Below are 14,652 nucleotides of genomic sequence, written 5' to 3'. Positions count from 1 at the left end.
GGGCACCGCCAATCAGGCGGCTCCTCGCCGAGCCGCCTCTCGGGAGCGAGGAGCGGCGCGCTGTCGTCTCCCACCGGAGAACGGCCACAGAGCGCGGTGCGCCAACAGCCCTGTCCTCCTGCGAGGTGCCCTGCTACACTCCGGCAGCGCGCCTGACACCACGATGAGGAGAGGAAACGGAGTGGGACACGCCGCTAGCTATCTGCGTGAGGCGATCCAGATCCTCGAGCAGCTCGACCCGACGCCGATTGAAGCGATCGCCGACCTCCTTGTTCAGACCCGCGCGCGCGGCGGTCGGCTCTTCGTGCTCGGGGTCGGCGGCGGCGCCGGCCACGCGTCGCATGCAGTCTCCGATTTCCGCAAGATCGCTGGGATAGAGGCGTACGCGCCGAGCGATAACGTCACCGAACTGACCGCTCGGATCAACGATGACGGCTGGGAAACAGTGTACGCGCACTGGCTCGCCGGAAGCCGCTTGCGCCGGGAGGATATGATCCTCGTCTTCTCGGTCGGCGGCGGCGACCTTGAGCGGAATATCAGCCCGAACCTCGTGCGCGCACTCGACTATGCTCGCGCCGTCGGCGCCACGATCGCCGGCGTCGTCGGCCGAGACGGCGGCTACACTGCCCGCGTCGCCGACGCCTGCGTCATCATTCCGACTGTCAACCCTGCCACCGTCACTCCCCATACGGAAGCTTTCCAAGCAGTGATCTGGCACCTGCTCGTCTGCCATCCAGCGGTGCAAGCGGCTCCGATGAAGTGGGAGTCTGCAGCACGATGATCCCTGCGGGCGCCGCTCGCGCGCGCCCTCCCGTGAACCGACGAGAACATCCCGGGCACGTTGCGCGGAGGTGAGAGAGATGGCCCAAATCGCGCCGCGGGTGCGCTTCGTGGTGATGGCAACCCCCATGCCGACGCCGCGCCAGCCGACCGACATTGACGCAGTCTTGCACCGCGCCGCGGAAGCCGAGCGCGCAGGCTTTGATGTCGTCTCGGTCGCCGACTGGGCAGTGTCGGACCCCTTTCCGCTCCTCACGCTGCTCGCCCAGCGCACCGAGCGGGTCGACCTGATCACGCGCGTTGTCGCGAACGCGACGCGCAGTCCGCTCCTGCTCGCCTCTGCCGCCGTCTGGATCGACACCGTGTCGAACGGCCGCTTCATTCTCGGCCTTGGGGCGAGTATTCCCAACATTGTTCAAGGACGGCACGGCTTTCCCTTCGATCGTCCCGCGACGCGGATGATCGACAGCCTAACCATCATCCGCGCGCTGATGGGCGACGACCTGCCGGGCGTAACACGGAATGCTGACGGGACGGTCCGCTACAGCGGCAAGGCGATCCAGGTTGAGCGAGCGGCGATCGATCTTCCGCCTCGGCGGACGCCGATCGTGATCGCGGCGGCGGGACCGCGGATGCTCGAAATCGCCGGCATGCTCGCCGATGGCATCATCCTCGAGATGACCACGCCGGGCTTCGTTCGCTGGGCGCTCGAGCAGGTCCGGAGGGGAGCAGCGCGCGTCGGCCGACCGCTTGAACGCTTCGAGGTAGTCTCTCAGCCCTCGATCCTGTTCGAGCCCACCACCCCCGAACGGCAGCGGCGATGGGAGGGGGCGATGAATTTCTACATCAATCATTGCGTCTACCCCGAGTTCGACCGGCTGTGGGACGTGTCGGGCCTCGGCGATGAAGCGCGGGCCGTCCGTGAGGCGGCCCTTGCCGGCGACCGCGCCCGCGCTGAGCAGTTGATGGTAGAGACGATTTATCCTCATCTCGTGGTGACCGGCGGCCAGCCGGACACCCTCGCCGCATTTTGGCAGTGGCTGGACAGCCATCTCGATGCCGGCGTGACGATGGTCGGCTTGCCGCTTGAGCTTGAGGAGACAATCGGCGTGCCGCTCGACACTGTGAAAGCGCGCGTGGCGGGCCGCTCGACCGCGCCGGCAGCTTCGTGACGGTGCGGGATCCAACGACCTGACACTTCCGGCCTGAAACTCGGCGGTTCACCTGACAGTAGTCCAAGGGAGATGTGCCGGCGCCGCTCGACTCGGCGCTGCGCATGGTCTACGACGCCGCCATCTTCTCGGCTGTTCCTCGTCCTGCCAAAGCGTAGCGATCGAGGCCGAGGCGGGCGATAATCGTTGGGGGCACCGAGGACAGCATGCTGCGTTGGCTGCGCTATCAGACGACGGGAAAACGCGACCTGCGGCTCGATTTTATCCGCGGGTATTGCGTATTCATGATGGTCGTCGACCATCTCAGCGGACCATCGTTGCTCTACTTTATCACTGGCAACAACCGCTACATTGTCTCGGCGGCCGAAGGGTTTGTCTTCATCTCGGGGATCGTGATGGGCCTAGTTTATCGGCCGCTCGCCGAGCGGCGGGGGTTCGAGGAAGTGTGCATCCGCGCCCTCGGCCGCGCAGCGCAGCTCTATCTGCTCTTTGTCGGGCTCACCCTTGCGATGGTAGGCCTGTCGCTCGCGATCGGCGCGCCGATCGCGTTCCCCATCAACGACCCCCTTGCTTGGGCCGTCGGCATTCTCACGCTCCATCAGTCTGCCTATTTGACCGACGTGCTGCTGTTCTATACCCTCGCCGTTGCCTTCGCGCCGCTGCCGATGCTCTTCTTCCGGCGAAAGCAAACCGCTGCTGTTCTCGCTGCGAGCTCCTTGCTCTGGGCGGCCTATCAATTGTGGCCAGACCTCGTTCAGCTCCCCTGGCCGATTGAGCGACAGGATGCCTTTCCGTTCGCGGCCTGGCAGCTGCTTTTCGTGATGGGCTTGGCTCTCGGCTGGCACGAGCAGCGAGTGCGCCAAGCGCTGCAGCGAATCCCGGTGCCCGCGATCGCCCTCGGGCTGCTCGCCGCCCTCGGCGGTCTCCTCGCCGCTTTTCACCTCAGCGTGCCCCTTGGGCAAGCGGTGGGCGGACCGCTCGGCTTCTATCTCGCCGACCTGTTCTATAAGTTTGACCTCCGCCCCGGACGGGTGCTGGCGCTGCTTGTCGTCTTCGGTCTGTTCTACCTCGTGCTGACCCTCTTTTGGCGACCGATCAACGCGGGCGTCGGCTGGCTCCTTCTCCCCCTCGGCCAGCATGCGCTCGATGCGTACAGCGTGCATATCTTCTTTGTGGTCATCCTCGGAGCGACCCGGGTCCGTCTTGGGCCGGAGGATGCCCTCTCCACCCTTCCCAACACCATCCTTCAGCTCGCTTGTGTGCTGATTATCTGGGCTCTCGTGCGCTACGGCGTGATCGACTGGATGCTGGGGCGAACCCGCACCTCGGAGCGCCAGCCCGCTGTCGCCGGCGCGGTCTAGCCGGCGGACGCGGCAGAGCGCGCCTTGACCCGCGCCGCGCCCGATTCGCCGCGTCACGACCGTGCCGCACAGGCGCGCCGGCGCTGCGAGGAGGGCGAACGGCCGTTCTTGACGCCTCCCGGGGGCTGTGATAGTTTCCAAAAGTTCTCTCCCCGCCGCCTGTCGGCGCGCGGAGGTCCCACCTAGGTGCGAGGAAATCGATGGCGCAGAGAGGTCCGCTCGCGCTCGAGCCGCGAACGATCCTTGGCAAGAAAGTGAAACAGTTGCGGCGCGCCGGCAAAACGCCGGCAAACATCTACGGCCCGGGCATCGAGTCGACGCCCGTCCAAGTGGAGACGCACGCCCTCACGCTGCTGCTGCGCGAGGTTGCGGCAGGAGACCCGATTGACGTCACGCTCGGCGCCAAGCGCCAACGCCTGATCCTCCAGAGCGTACAATGGAATCCGCTGACCGGCATTCCTGAGCACGTTGATTTCTATCAGGGCACGAAGTAGCCCGGGCGCGCCAGCAGGCAGGGGGCAGAGCGTGATTTCCGAACTGAGTCAAGCGCGGATTGAACGGTATACGTTTACCGAGGAGCCCTACTACCTGCCGGTCGGCAACGAAATCGCGGTGTTCACCGCCGCCTACCAGAACCGCCTCCCCGTGATGCTGAAAGGGCCGACCGGCTGCGGCAAGACACGCTTTGTCCGCCACATGGCGTGGCGGCTCGGGCGTCCGCTGATCACCGTCGCCTGCCACGACGACCTGACCGCTTCTGACCTCGTCGGCCGCTATCTGATCAAAGGCGGCGAGACCGTCTGGGTTGATGGTCCGCTCACCGAAGCCGTCCGCCACGGCGCGATCTGCTACCTTGACGAGATTGTCGAAGCGCGTAAAGACACGACCGTCGTCATCCACCCCTTGACCGATGACCGCCGGATGCTGTCGATCGAAAAGCTGGGCGAGGTGATCGAAGCGCCGCCCGAGTTTATGCTGGTCATCTCCTATAATCCGGGCTACCAGAGCTTGCTGAAAAACCTGAAGCATTCGACGCGCCAGCGCTTTCTCGCCATTGAATTCAACTTTCTCCCGCGCGAGCTCGAAATTGAAGTGATTTGTCACGAGACGGGGATCGACCGCCAGCTCGCGGGAGACCTCGTGACGATCGCGGAAAAGATCCGCAATTTGCGTGACAAGGGACTGGAGGAGCCCGCGAGCACCCGCCTGCTTGTCTATGCAGGGCATCTGATCGCCTCCGGCGTTGACCCCCGTGCTGCGAGCGATGTCGCGCTGGTCGGGCCGATTGCCGACGATGCCGACATGCAACGGGCAATCCGTGAACTGATCTCGACGGTGCTTTAGGAGACGATGGTTCGTCGCGCCCGCCGCGCCTCTTCCGGAACTGGCCGGCTCGCCGCGCTGCTGCCGTTTCTGCGCCCGAAACCTTCGGCGGCGCCGGCATTTCCTGCGCTCCCCTTCACCGCCGTCGAAAAGGTGCTCACCCTCTTCGCCATCGGCCTTGCCGGCGCGCCGGTCCCGCTCAAAGCGGCGCGGCCGAACGACCCCAGCCCCTTCACCGACAGCGCCACGATCTACCTGCCTCCAGCGCTTGCTGAATTCCCCGACCTAGAGAGCGACTTCCGGCTCTATAAGCTGATGGTCGCGCACCAGTGGGCGCAGATCAGCGGCGGCACCTTCGAAGCGCCCAACAGCTTCGTCACCCTCGCCGACCCCGTGCTCGCCATCGAGCTATATCACCTTGTGGAAAGCGTTCGGATCGAGACGTCGCTGTGCCGACAGTTTCGCGGCATGGCCGCCGATTTTGCTCTCGCCAAGGCCGATGCGGCCGCCAAGCGGCCGCCGCTGAACGGTCTCCCCCCGCGCGCCTTGGCGACGGAGGGGCTCATCCGCTGGTCATTGGCAGGAGCGTGGCCGGCAGACCTCCCGCGCAAGATCGGCGACGTGCTCACCGACGCTGCGCTTGTCCTCGAGGAGATGCTCGCCGGCAACGCCACCGCTACCGACTCGGTGCGCGTCGCTACCTACCTCTTCCATCGCATCGAGCGGCTGGGCGGCCGCTTTCACCCCCTGCCCCCCGTTCATTTTCGGGGCGTGCTGCGCCTCGAACTGGCCGCCTCGGTGCTCGAGGAGCGCCGGCGGCGCGAAGCCCCCATCGTCCGCCCGCCCGACGTGGTTGTCGAGTATGTCAGCCAGAACGGTCAGGTCCTCAAGACACGCATGACCGATGAACTCGATGCCGCTCCTTCGAAAGTCGTGATCCGCGACCAGCCTGCGAACGACACGGTGGTCGGGCAGGAGGGAGAAGAGGCGACGATTTGGCTCGACCTTGCGCCGAAGCGGTTCGCGACCGAGGTCGCGCTCAGCGAGGCCGAACGCGAGGGAGCGGCCGTCTACGACGAGTGGGACTATCAGCGCAGCGCGTACAAGCCGCGGTGGTGCGCGCTCCGCGAGCGCGTTGTCGCGCCGGGGCCGCCCGAGTATGTCGACGGCGTTCTCCACAAACATCGCCAGCTGATCGCGACAATCAAGCGGCAGTTCGACGCCCTGCGCCCAGAATACCGCCGGCTGCCCAGACAGCCAGACGGCGAAGAGATCGACCTCGACAGCGTCGTCGAGGCCTACGCCGACCTCTCTGCCGGCGTCACCCCTTCCGAGGCGCTGTATATCGCACGCCATGCCAACCGTCGCGATATTGCCGTCGCCTTCCTCGTCGACCTCTCCGGATCAGCGGGGGGCTGGGTGAACCAGCAGCGCATCGTCGATATCGAGCGCGAGTCGCTCGTCCTGATCTGCGAGGCGCTGCAGCTGCTGAACGACCGCTACGCCATCTACGGCTTCTCCAGCTCGACCCGCAAACAGTGCGACTTCTTCATCATCAAAGACTTTCACGAGCCCTATACCAACGACGTTCGGCTGCGGATCGGGGGAATGAACCCCTACAGCTACACGCGGATGGGGCCGCCGATCCGTCATCTTGCGCGCAAGCTCGACCAGCTCGATGCCCGCGTGAAGCTGCTTATCCTGCTCTCGGATGGCAAGCCGAACGACTTCGACGGCTACACCGGACGCTACGCGATCGAAGACACGCGGCAAGCGCTCGTCGAGGCGCGCCTGCGCGGCATCCGGACGTTCTGCTTGACGATCGACTCCCGTGCCCGCGAGTATTTGCCCCAGATGTTCGGCGAGACGGGCTATACCATCCTCGACCATGTCGAGCGGCTGCCCCACCGCTTGCCCGAACTCTACCGCCGTCTCACCGCCCGATGACCGCGCGATTTTGTCCTGATTGCGGCGGCAAGCTGCGGGAGCGAGTGCCTCCCGGCGACACGCGCCCCCGCTTGGTGTGCGACGACTGCGGCGCGATCCACTACCAGAACCCGAAGATTGTCGTCGGCGCGGTGGTCGTCCACGATGGCCGCGTCGTCCTCGTCCGGCGCGGGGTTGAGCCGCAGAAAGGGAAATGGGGCCTGCCGGCAGGGTTCCTCGAGCTTGGCGAAACGCTCGAGGCCGGCGCTGCCCGCGAAACGCTCGAGGAGACCGGCCTCGAAATTGCCGTGTCGCGGCTGCTGAATGTCTACACCCGCGTCGAGGCAGGCGTGATTAACGTGCTCTACCTCGCCGAAGTGACGGGAGGCACGCCCGCCGCCACGAGCCACGAGACCCTCGAAGTCGGGCAGTTTCTGCCTGAAGAAATCCCCTGGGACGAGCTCGCGTTTCCTAGCCACCGCTGGGCTCTCGAAGAGTGGCTGGGCCGTCGGGACCCCTCGACCGCCCCCTCAACCTCGTAAGGCGAGGCGTACTCTCCCTTGCGCCGCTGCTCTGCGCGGTGAGACGAGCCGCAGCGCGACGGTACATTCCCGGCTCCATGCCCCTGCTCTCCGAAACGCCGCCGAGGAAGAGGGGAGCTTTTGCGCGATACGACTGCCGCGCCCAAGGAGCGCCAGCCCTCGGCCTGAGCGCGTCAGCGGTCGTCCAGCCGCTGCAGGGGGGCGGAAGCTGGTCGGCGTTGACTGCGGCCAGCCTCGCCGCCGCTCAGTCTGACCAGCGCGCTCTTGCTGCACAGCTCCCCGTCCGGGCGCGGCCGGCATCGGCTGACCATCGGCAGAGACCGAGATCGGCGCCCCTATCGCCGCGCGCGCAGAGCGCGTATCATGCCGAACCATCACAGTTACACCGCGCTACAGTAGGGAAGAGATGATCACCCGCGTCGACCACACGATGCTGATCGTCGCTGACGTGCCGGCGGCGATCGCCGACTACCGCGAGCGGCTTGGGCTGAACTGCCGCTACGGCGGACGGCATCCGCGCGGCACCCACAACGGCCTCGTTCATTTCCCGGGCTCGCTCAACTACCTTGAGCTGTTCGGCGCTTATGACGAGGCGAAAGTGCGGGCGGAGGGCAATCCGGCATTCTTCGACTGGCTGGCGCAGGGCGGAGGGATCTGGCGGTTTGCGGTCGGCACGGATGACCTCGACGGCGACCACCGGCGGCTGACGGAGCGTCAAGTGCCGCACAGCCCGCCCGCCGAGCATCAGCGCCTGCGCGACGACGGCGTGACCGTACGCTGGCGGATGTTCGCGATGCTCCCCCACGAGCAGCGCGTGTATCCCTTCCTCATCCAGTGGCCGCCTGAGGCGGAGCGCCTCCCCGACCTCGAACGGGCGGGGTTCTTCGCGCCGCCCCAGCTGCCCGTCCGCCGCGTTGCGCGCATCACGCTCGCCGTGCCGGATGTCGACGCCGTCGCCGCCGAATATCAGCGCCGCTACGAGCTGACCGCCGGGCCGGCGTTCGCCGCGCCGCGGCTCGGCGGGCGGGCGCGGCTGATCACGACGGGCGATGGAGAAATCGCGCTCGTTGAGCCGACCGGAAACGGGACGGCGCGCGAGATGCTCGAGAGGCGCGGGCCGGGACCGTTTCTTCTGACGCTCGAGGCGAGCGACCTGGACGCCGCGCGCCGCTTCCTTGCCGAGCGCGGGGTGCGGGTCTCCCCGATTGTGCCGCGCGACGATGGCCGCCCGTGCTTCACCATCGACCCTGCCGATGCTCACGGCGCCGCCTTCGACGTGGTCGGGTAGGGGAGGGGCGCGCCCTCCCTGCCCGGACGGAGCGCCGTCGTGGCACCTTGCGCTGCTCTTCTGCTTGCGCTGGCAGCTGCCCGCTTCGGGCAGCTCGCTATGCCACTGCCCATTTCTGAGGAGGGGAAGCGATGCAGTTTCAACCGAACGAGCGTGCTGGCGGCGCCGCGCCGCCGCCCCTCGAAGAGATCCAGCGGCGGGTGATGCGGTTCCTGCGTGAGGAAGCCGGCTTCGCGCAGGTGTTCACGATCAATCGCGCCGGCTTTCCAGTCGGGCGAACGATGGTGGCGCCGATCAACGACGACTGGTCCGTCGATCTCATCCAGCGGAAGGTGCATAAACGGCTCGCCCATTGGCGGCGCCGGCCCCAGACCGAGATTGTTTGGGTTGGGCCGCCGCACCGGAGCAACCGCAACCTTCGGCCGCATGTCTACGACTGGCAGGTGCAGGTGCCGCGGGTCGTCTTCCTGCGCGGGATTGCTCACTTTTTGAGCGATGAGGAACTGGTCGAGCGGTTTGAGCGACAGACGGCGATCAATCTGGCGGAGGGCCGCACGCTCGCCCCAGTGCGTGACCGCGCGAATATCGTCGCCGAGCTCATCGGCGTGCACATCCAGCCGCTGCAGGTGCGGGCAGAAGGATTCGCGGGCGGGCCAGAAAGCTACACCTGGGAGGTCCGATGACGGTGAAAGCGCTCGTCGGGTACGACTTAATGCCTGGCGTCACCCCCGAGGAGTACGACCGCTGGCTGTGGGAGGTGCATGTTCCCGACATCCTCGCCAACCCGTATATCGAGAAGATCGTCTTCAATACTGTTCTGGCGCCGGTGACGACGACGAGCGGCGGCGCGGCGGAGGTTGAGCAGACGGTGAAGCTGTACCGCGTCGCGGAGATGCACTACCGCGACCTCGACCACTATCGGAAGTACCGCGAGTGGTTCGAGCAGCACCCCATCCCGGAGGAGCGCGGGCCGAAAGGGCGAAGCGACTTCAAGTTCTACGTTCTGTGCGCAGTTGAAGAGGTGACGCGGAACTGACGCCTTTCTGGCTTACGTCACGGCCGGCCGCGCTCGCGCCAGACGGCCACCGTCTGCTGCAGCCCGTCCTCGTAGCTCGGGAAGCGCGGCGCCCAGCCGAGCAGGGCGCGCGCGAGGTCGTTGCGGACCGTCGTCGTCGTGTCGAGCAGCACCTGCTGCGGCCGCCAGATGAAAAATTGATAGACCCGGCGCAGCGCTAGCGGCAGGTGGCCGGGCCGACGAAAGCCCATCAGCGCAGCGAAGCGGTCGATCACCGTCCCGAAGTTCACGGGGTGGCCATCAACGACATTGAGGATCGGCGCTGCCGGCCGCCGTTCGACGATCCGCAGCAGCGCATCAGCGGCATCCTCAAAATGCACCCAGTTGCCCAGCGTGTCCTCCGGGCCCGCATAGTAGGGCCGGAACAGCTGGAATGAGGTGACATAGCGCGACAGGTCCTTCGACTGCGGTCCGTAGAGGAAGCCAAGCCGGACAAGGCACGACGGCACGCCGCCGGCTTGAACGATGCGCTCTGCTTCGGCAGCAGCGGCAAAGACGGGGTCGTCCGGCGGGGCGATGGGCGTCTCTTCCGTCGCATCGCGTGCCTCGCCGTAGAGCGCAGCGTAACTGCCGACAACCAGATACGGCACGCCGGCGGCGCGCGCGGCGTCGACCACCGCACTCGCCTCGAGCGGCAGCCGTCGCCTCCAGCCCCGCCAAGCGCGGCCGTCGTGAAGCAGGGTGTTGGTCACTTGCGGGGAGAGGTGGAGGACAACCGCCGCGCCGCGGAACGCCGCTGCCAGCGCTCCCGCTCGCGTGGTGTCTGCTTCAACAGGCCGTCCGCCCGCGCGCTTGACCCGATTGAGATGCCACCCGTGGCGCACGATCGCGCTCACCTCAATCCCGGCGCGAGCAAGCTTCTCGGTCACGACAAGGCCGAGCTCGGTGGCACCCCCCGTCAGCGCCACCCGAAGCGGCCCAGCGGCGCGGTCAGTCGGCTGCATAGGGCGATCTCCTCCCCAGAAATAGTACCCCGCCCTGTCACGCCGGCTCACCGCCCCCCTACAATCTCGATGCTGCTGCAGATGCGGAAGGATGGGATGGCCAACACCCCCTTGCGGTCAGGTGATCACGCTGAGCGCCTGCCGCCCCCCGCCGCGCTTGTTATCTTCGGAGCGACAGGCGACCTCGCTCACCGCAAGCTGCTGCCCGCGCTCTACAACCTCGCCCTCGACGGTCTCTTGCCCCCTGCCTTCGCGATCGTCGGCGTAGGACGGCGGCAGCAGAGCGACGACGCCTTTCGGGCCCAGACACGCGAGTCGATCGCGGCCTATTCGCGCCGGCCGCTTGACGACTCGCGCTGGCCACGCTTCGCCGAGCTGATCCGCTACTGCCCGATGTCGTTTGACGACGCGGACAGCTACAGCACCCTCGCCCGCTTCCTCGCAGAGACAGACCGCGAGCGAGGGACCCAAGGCAATCGGGTGTACTACCTGGCAGTGCCGCCGAGCCTCTTCCCCGTGATCGTCGAGCGGCTGGGCGAGGCAGGACTAGCGCGCGAGAACGGCCGGTTCGCCCGGATCATCGTCGAAAAGCCGTTCGGCCACGACCTCGCGAGCGCGAGCGCCCTCAACCAAACGATCCTGCGGTTCTTCCGCGAACATCAGGTCTATCGGATCGACCATTACCTCGGCAAAGAGACCGTCCAGAACATCCTCGTGCTGCGCTTCGGCAACGGCATCCTCGAGCCGATCTGGAACCGGCGGTATATCGACCATTGCCAGATCACGGTGGCGGAAACGGTCGGGATCGGTTCGCGCGCTTCCTACTACGAGGAGGCGGGCGCGCTGCGCGACATGGTCGCTACTCATATGATGCAGCTGGTGGCGCTGGTCGGGATGGAGCCCCCCGTTGACCTCGACGCAGACTCGGTTCGGGACGAAAAGGTGAAGCTGCTGCGAGCGATCGAGCCGATCGGGCCAGCGCAGTTTCGGGCCGTCGTGCGCGGGCAGTACACTGCCGGCTGGCCCGGCGGCCAGGCAGTGCCCGGCTATCGCGAGGAGCCCGGCGTCGCGCCCGACTCCGCCACGGAGACGTATGTCGCCCTCCGCTTGACAATCGACAACTGGCGCTGGGCAGGCGTGCCGTTCTACCTCCGCCACGGAAAGCGGCTGCCGAAGCGGGTGACCGAAATCGCCATCCAGTTCAAGCGCCCGCCGCGCCAGTTCTTTCGGACGCCGGGCGAAGAGCCCGCGCCGAATGTGCTCGCCCTGCGCATCCAGCCGAACGAAGGGATGTCGCTCCGCTTCGTTGCCAAGCAGCCCGGCCCCGCGCTGCGCCTTCAGAACGTCGCGATGGACTTTCTCTACCGCGCCTCGTTCGACATCGATCCCCCGGAGGCCTACGAGCGGCTGATCTACGACTGTCTGCTCGGCGATTCGACCCTGTTCGCGCGGCGCGACGAGATCGAGATGATGTGGCGTATTTACGATGCCGTCCTCGCCCGCCAGCACGATGATCCGGCGCTGGCGGTCCATCCCTACCCAGCCGGCAAGTGGGGACCGGCGGCAGCAGACGCTTTGATCGCCGCCGACGGCCGTGCGTGGCGGCGACTGTAGGAGAGCGCCGATGCCCGACCAGAACTCCTGCGCAGCGAGCTGGGCACAGCCATTCGCCTCGACCCTCGGCGTCGAAGAGGCGCTCGCAGAGCTGACGCGCCAGACCACCCGAACGCTGGGAGTAGGCGCGGCAGCGCGGGCGCGCATGCTCAACCTTGTCGCTATCTCGAGCGACCCCCGCTCGGCTGCAACTGCCGACCGCCTGCTCGGCACGCTCGGCCGGGTCCATCCGTCGCGGTTGGCGCGCGTGCGGCTCGACCCCGCTGCTGCTGATGAGGTGCGTGCCCAGATCGCTGTGCGCTGCCGCCTCGAGGAAGGGAGCGAATGCCCCGTCGTCTACGAGACGGTGGAGGTCGAGGCAGGGGGAAACGCTGCGCGTCACCTTGTCGAACTAATCGCGCCGGTCCTTGAGGCCGACCTCCCGGTCATCATCTGGTGGGCTGGGCTTCCCCCCTTTGGCGAGTCGACGTTCATCGAGCTGCTCGCCTTCGCCGACCAGTTCGTAGTGGATTCAGCCGCGCTCGGCGAGGAAGGAGTAGGTCCTCTCGCAGACCTGCTCGCCACCGGCCCGCCCATCACGGACCTCGCCTGGGGACGGCTTCGCCCGTGGCGCGATCTTGTCGCCGCCCTCTTCGACCTGCCGCCGCTCGCGACCGCCATCGGGGAGATCCGCGCCCTCACCGTCAGCGATGCCGGGGCGCCTGTCGAGGCGCTCCTGCTCGTCGGCTGGCTCGCTGCCGCCCTCGGCTGGCACGCGGCGCTGCCATCAAGCGGCGGCGACCGGAGTCGCCGCTCCCTCGTGCGGCCGGGCGGGGAAGTGGCGCTCACCTTCGTTTCGGAGAACGGCCCGCCCGGCCTGCGGCAGCTCGCCGTCGAGGCGGGAGACGCGCACCTCGTCATCACCGCGGGCGACACGAACGCCGACGCGCGCATTGCGCGTGCGGGCGCGCCGAGTATCGCGCGTCACGAGCGGCTGGTCATTCCCGATGACGGGGCGCTGCTCGCCTCCGCCTTGCTGCGCCGCGGCCGAGACCCGGACTGGGAGGCAGCGCTGCGTGTTGCCGCGCTGCTCGCGCGCCGATGAGCCTCGCCCGCCGCGGCACCATCGTGGTCGTGAAAACGCCGGCAGAGCTCGCCTCTGCCGCGGCGCAGCGGATTGCCCACCTCGCCCACGCCGCGGTCGACGCGATGGGGGTTTTCCGGATTGCCCTCGCCGGCGGCAGCACGCCGCGCGCTACCTACGAAGGGCTCGTTTGCGAGCCCTTCCGCTCTCAGATCGACTGGTCGAAGGTCGAGGTGTTCTGGAGCGACGAGCGCGCAGTGCCGCCCGACCACCCGGCGAGTAATTACCGAATGGCTGTCGAAACGCTCCTCGCCCACGTGCCGATCCCGCCGCATTCGGTCTACCGCATGCCTGCCGACCAGACCGACCTCGCCGCGGCCGCCGCTGCCTATGAAGCGACGCTCCGACACGTCTTCGGCACGCCGGCAGGCATTCCCGTCTTTGACGTCATCCTGCTCGGGCTTGGCGAAGACGGGCATACCGCCTCGCTCTTTCCTCGCTCCCGGCAGCTCCGTTCCGGCGACCGGCTCGTCGTCGACGGCGACCCGCCCTCGCCCGGCACGGCTGGGTCGTCGCCCGACGTGCGGCGGCTGACTTTCACGCCCCGCCTGATCAACGCCGCGCGCGAGCGGATCTTCCTCGTGGCCGGGAAGAGCAAAGCTGCGGCGGTGCGGAATGTCCTCTGCGGCCCTTGGCAGCCTGACCTCTGGCCGGCGCAGCTGATCTACGGCGGAGCGACGCTGCCGCTCTGGCTGCTCGACGAGGAGGCGGCGGCGCTCCTCCCTCAGGATCGATAAGCGCTCCGCTATGGCGACGGCAGCAGCGGAAGGACCGCCCGAGCGAGCGCCGAGAGAAGCGGCGCCTCCCGGCGTGCCGCTCGCGGGGGCGGCGATCCTCCTGCTCGTCCACCTTGCCCTCGCGCCGCTTGCCGCCTTTGTGCTGGTCGCGCCGCTCCTCAGCCTCATGGTGGAAGCGGGCACTGCCGCACCGCGTCACGGCGCGACCGTCGGCGCGATCAGCATCGTCGGAGGCGCGCTGACGCTCGCGGCGCTCGGGGTCTTCGCGCGCAGCTGGCCTGAACCGCGACGGGCGCTCGGATTGGTGCCGAGTCGGCTGCCGCTCTGGCGCGCAGCCGCAGCGGCGCTTGCCCTCGCGCTCGCGATCGATCTCGCGCTGCTCAGTGCGGGGCAGCCGATCGTTCCGCCGCAGCTTGTCTCCCTCGTCAGCAGCAGCCTCGACACCCTCCTGATGGCAGTCGCGGTTGTGATCGTCGCGCCGCCGGTCGAAGAGCTGGTTTACCGCGGCGCACTCTATGGCGCTCTTGCCCCCCGCTGGGGAACGAGGACGGCTTGGGCGCTGACGACCGGCATCTTTGCCCTCGTCCATGCTGGAACGTACGGCAACGACCTCCTCGCGCTCGGTCAAGTGCTGCTGCTGGGCGGCCTCCTAACATGGCTGCGCGCCGCTTCTGGCTCGCTGCTTCCGCCGCTGGTCGGGCATGCTGTCGCCAATGCCTACGCCACTGCCCTGCTCCTGCTGGCACGCTAGAGCGGCAGGCAAAACT

15 protein-coding genes are annotated in these 14,652 nt (G+C 67.4%); 14 read left to right on the top strand and 1 reads right to left on the bottom strand.

The window, feature by feature from the left end; genetic code table 11:
* Positions 1–181: 181 nt before the first annotated feature.
* The 10 genes from NZ773_14125 to NZ773_14080 all read left to right on the top strand — a co-directional run bounded on the left by NZ773_14125 (position 182) and on the right by NZ773_14080 (position 9,428).
* Positions 182–781: an SIS domain-containing protein gene (locus NZ773_14125; GenBank protein ID MCS6803063.1), complete on the top strand. Its 600-nt coding sequence runs from the start codon at positions 182–184 to the stop codon at positions 779–781.
* A gap of 79 nt (positions 782–860) precedes the next feature.
* Positions 861–1,952: an LLM class flavin-dependent oxidoreductase gene (locus tag NZ773_14120; GenBank protein MCS6803062.1), complete on the top strand. Its 1,092-nt coding sequence runs from the start codon at positions 861–863 to the stop codon at positions 1,950–1,952.
* A gap of 206 nt (positions 1,953–2,158) precedes the next feature.
* Positions 2,159–3,313, top strand: a complete 1,155-nt coding sequence (locus NZ773_14115) for an OpgC domain-containing protein (GenBank protein ID MCS6803061.1) — start codon at positions 2,159–2,161, stop codon at positions 3,311–3,313.
* Between the two features lie 200 nt (positions 3,314–3,513).
* A complete protein-coding gene (locus NZ773_14110) occupies positions 3,514–3,807 on the top strand; it encodes a hypothetical protein (protein MCS6803060.1) in 294 nt (97 codons plus the stop codon).
* A 34-nt stretch (positions 3,808–3,841) separates the two neighbouring features.
* Positions 3,842–4,657 carry a CbbQ/NirQ/NorQ/GpvN family protein gene (locus NZ773_14105; GenBank protein MCS6803059.1) on the top strand — a complete coding sequence of 272 codons (816 nt, stop codon included), beginning with the start codon at positions 3,842–3,844 and terminating at the stop codon, positions 4,655–4,657.
* A 6-nt stretch (positions 4,658–4,663) separates the two neighbouring features.
* The gene (locus NZ773_14100; protein MCS6803058.1) at positions 4,664–6,583 is read left to right on the top strand and encodes a VWA domain-containing protein; all 1,920 of its coding nucleotides are present in this window, start codon (positions 4,664–4,666) and stop codon (positions 6,581–6,583) included.
* Positions 6,580–7,104 carry an NUDIX hydrolase gene (locus tag NZ773_14095; GenBank protein ID MCS6803057.1) on the top strand — a complete coding sequence of 175 codons (525 nt, stop codon included), beginning with the start codon at positions 6,580–6,582 and terminating at the stop codon, positions 7,102–7,104. Before NZ773_14100 ends, NZ773_14095 begins: the two co-directional genes overlap by 4 nt.
* A 406-nt stretch (positions 7,105–7,510) precedes the next feature.
* Positions 7,511–8,392, top strand: coding sequence for a VOC family protein (locus NZ773_14090; GenBank protein ID MCS6803056.1), 882 nt, complete (start codon positions 7,511–7,513; stop codon positions 8,390–8,392).
* Positions 8,393–8,523: 131 nt separating this feature from the next.
* Positions 8,524–9,075, top strand: coding sequence for a hypothetical protein (locus NZ773_14085; protein ID MCS6803055.1), 552 nt, complete (start codon positions 8,524–8,526; stop codon positions 9,073–9,075).
* The gene (locus NZ773_14080; GenBank protein ID MCS6803054.1) at positions 9,072–9,428 is read left to right on the top strand and encodes an EthD domain-containing protein; all 357 of its coding nucleotides are present in this window, start codon (positions 9,072–9,074) and stop codon (positions 9,426–9,428) included. Before NZ773_14085 ends, NZ773_14080 begins: the two co-directional genes overlap by 4 nt.
* A 17-nt stretch (positions 9,429–9,445) precedes the next feature.
* On the opposite strand, the gene NZ773_14075 is transcribed toward NZ773_14080, so the two are convergent.
* Positions 9,446–10,411 (bottom strand): NAD(P)-dependent oxidoreductase, encoded by a 966-nt coding sequence (locus tag NZ773_14075; GenBank protein MCS6803053.1) that lies wholly within the window; start codon positions 10,409–10,411, stop codon positions 9,446–9,448.
* A gap of 69 nt (positions 10,412–10,480) precedes the next feature.
* Between NZ773_14075 and zwf the strand changes: the two genes are divergently transcribed.
* From zwf to NZ773_14055, 4 genes are read left to right on the top strand one after another with little or no spacing between them, the layout of a single operon-like run.
* Positions 10,481–12,025, top strand: a complete 1,545-nt coding sequence (gene zwf, locus NZ773_14070; GenBank protein ID MCS6803052.1) for a glucose-6-phosphate dehydrogenase — start codon at positions 10,481–10,483, stop codon at positions 12,023–12,025.
* Between the two features lie 10 nt (positions 12,026–12,035).
* Positions 12,036–13,109: a glucose-6-phosphate dehydrogenase assembly protein OpcA gene (locus NZ773_14065; GenBank protein ID MCS6803051.1), complete on the top strand. Its 1,074-nt coding sequence runs from the start codon at positions 12,036–12,038 to the stop codon at positions 13,107–13,109.
* The gene (gene pgl, locus NZ773_14060; GenBank protein MCS6803050.1) at positions 13,106–13,885 is read left to right on the top strand and encodes a 6-phosphogluconolactonase; all 780 of its coding nucleotides are present in this window, start codon (positions 13,106–13,108) and stop codon (positions 13,883–13,885) included. Before NZ773_14065 ends, pgl begins: the two co-directional genes overlap by 4 nt.
* 10 nt (positions 13,886–13,895) lie before the next feature.
* Complete coding sequence (locus NZ773_14055) at positions 13,896–14,636, top strand: CPBP family intramembrane metalloprotease (GenBank protein ID MCS6803049.1); 741 nt, start codon at positions 13,896–13,898, stop codon at positions 14,634–14,636.
* Positions 14,637–14,652: the final 16 nt, after the last annotated feature.

Source organism: Dehalococcoidia bacterium (assembly GCA_025054935.1).
In the GTDB taxonomy this organism is placed as follows: domain Bacteria; phylum Chloroflexota; class Dehalococcoidia; order SpSt-223; family SpSt-223; genus JANWZD01.
This window is presented reverse-complemented; position numbering and strand designations above follow the sequence as displayed.

Bases quoted from the DNA above. Each gene is read 5' to 3' on its own strand.
- NZ773_14100 (MCS6803058.1), top strand. From the start codon at position 4,664: ATGGTTCGTCGCGCCCGCCGCGCCTCTTCCGGAACTGGCCGGCTCGCC.
- NZ773_14115 (MCS6803061.1), top strand. From the start codon at position 2,159: ATGCTGCGTTGGCTGCGCTATCAGACGACGGGAAAACGCGACCTGCGG.
- zwf (MCS6803052.1), top strand. From the start codon at position 10,481: ATGCTGCTGCAGATGCGGAAGGATGGGATGGCCAACACCCCCTTGCGG.
- NZ773_14120 (MCS6803062.1), top strand. From the start codon at position 861: ATGGCCCAAATCGCGCCGCGGGTGCGCTTCGTGGTGATGGCAACCCCC.
- NZ773_14055 (MCS6803049.1), top strand. From the start codon at position 13,896: ATGGCGACGGCAGCAGCGGAAGGACCGCCCGAGCGAGCGCCGAGAGAA.
- NZ773_14085 (MCS6803055.1), top strand. From the start codon at position 8,524: ATGCAGTTTCAACCGAACGAGCGTGCTGGCGGCGCCGCGCCGCCGCCC.
- NZ773_14075 (MCS6803053.1), bottom strand. From the start codon at position 10,411: ATGCAGCCGACTGACCGCGCCGCTGGGCCGCTTCGGGTGGCGCTGACG.
- NZ773_14095 (MCS6803057.1), top strand. From the start codon at position 6,580: ATGACCGCGCGATTTTGTCCTGATTGCGGCGGCAAGCTGCGGGAGCGA.
- pgl (MCS6803050.1), top strand. From the start codon at position 13,106: ATGAGCCTCGCCCGCCGCGGCACCATCGTGGTCGTGAAAACGCCGGCA.
- NZ773_14110 (MCS6803060.1), top strand. From the start codon at position 3,514: ATGGCGCAGAGAGGTCCGCTCGCGCTCGAGCCGCGAACGATCCTTGGC.
- NZ773_14065 (MCS6803051.1), top strand. From the start codon at position 12,036: ATGCCCGACCAGAACTCCTGCGCAGCGAGCTGGGCACAGCCATTCGCC.
- NZ773_14090 (MCS6803056.1), top strand. From the start codon at position 7,511: ATGATCACCCGCGTCGACCACACGATGCTGATCGTCGCTGACGTGCCG.
- NZ773_14080 (MCS6803054.1), top strand. From the start codon at position 9,072: ATGACGGTGAAAGCGCTCGTCGGGTACGACTTAATGCCTGGCGTCACC.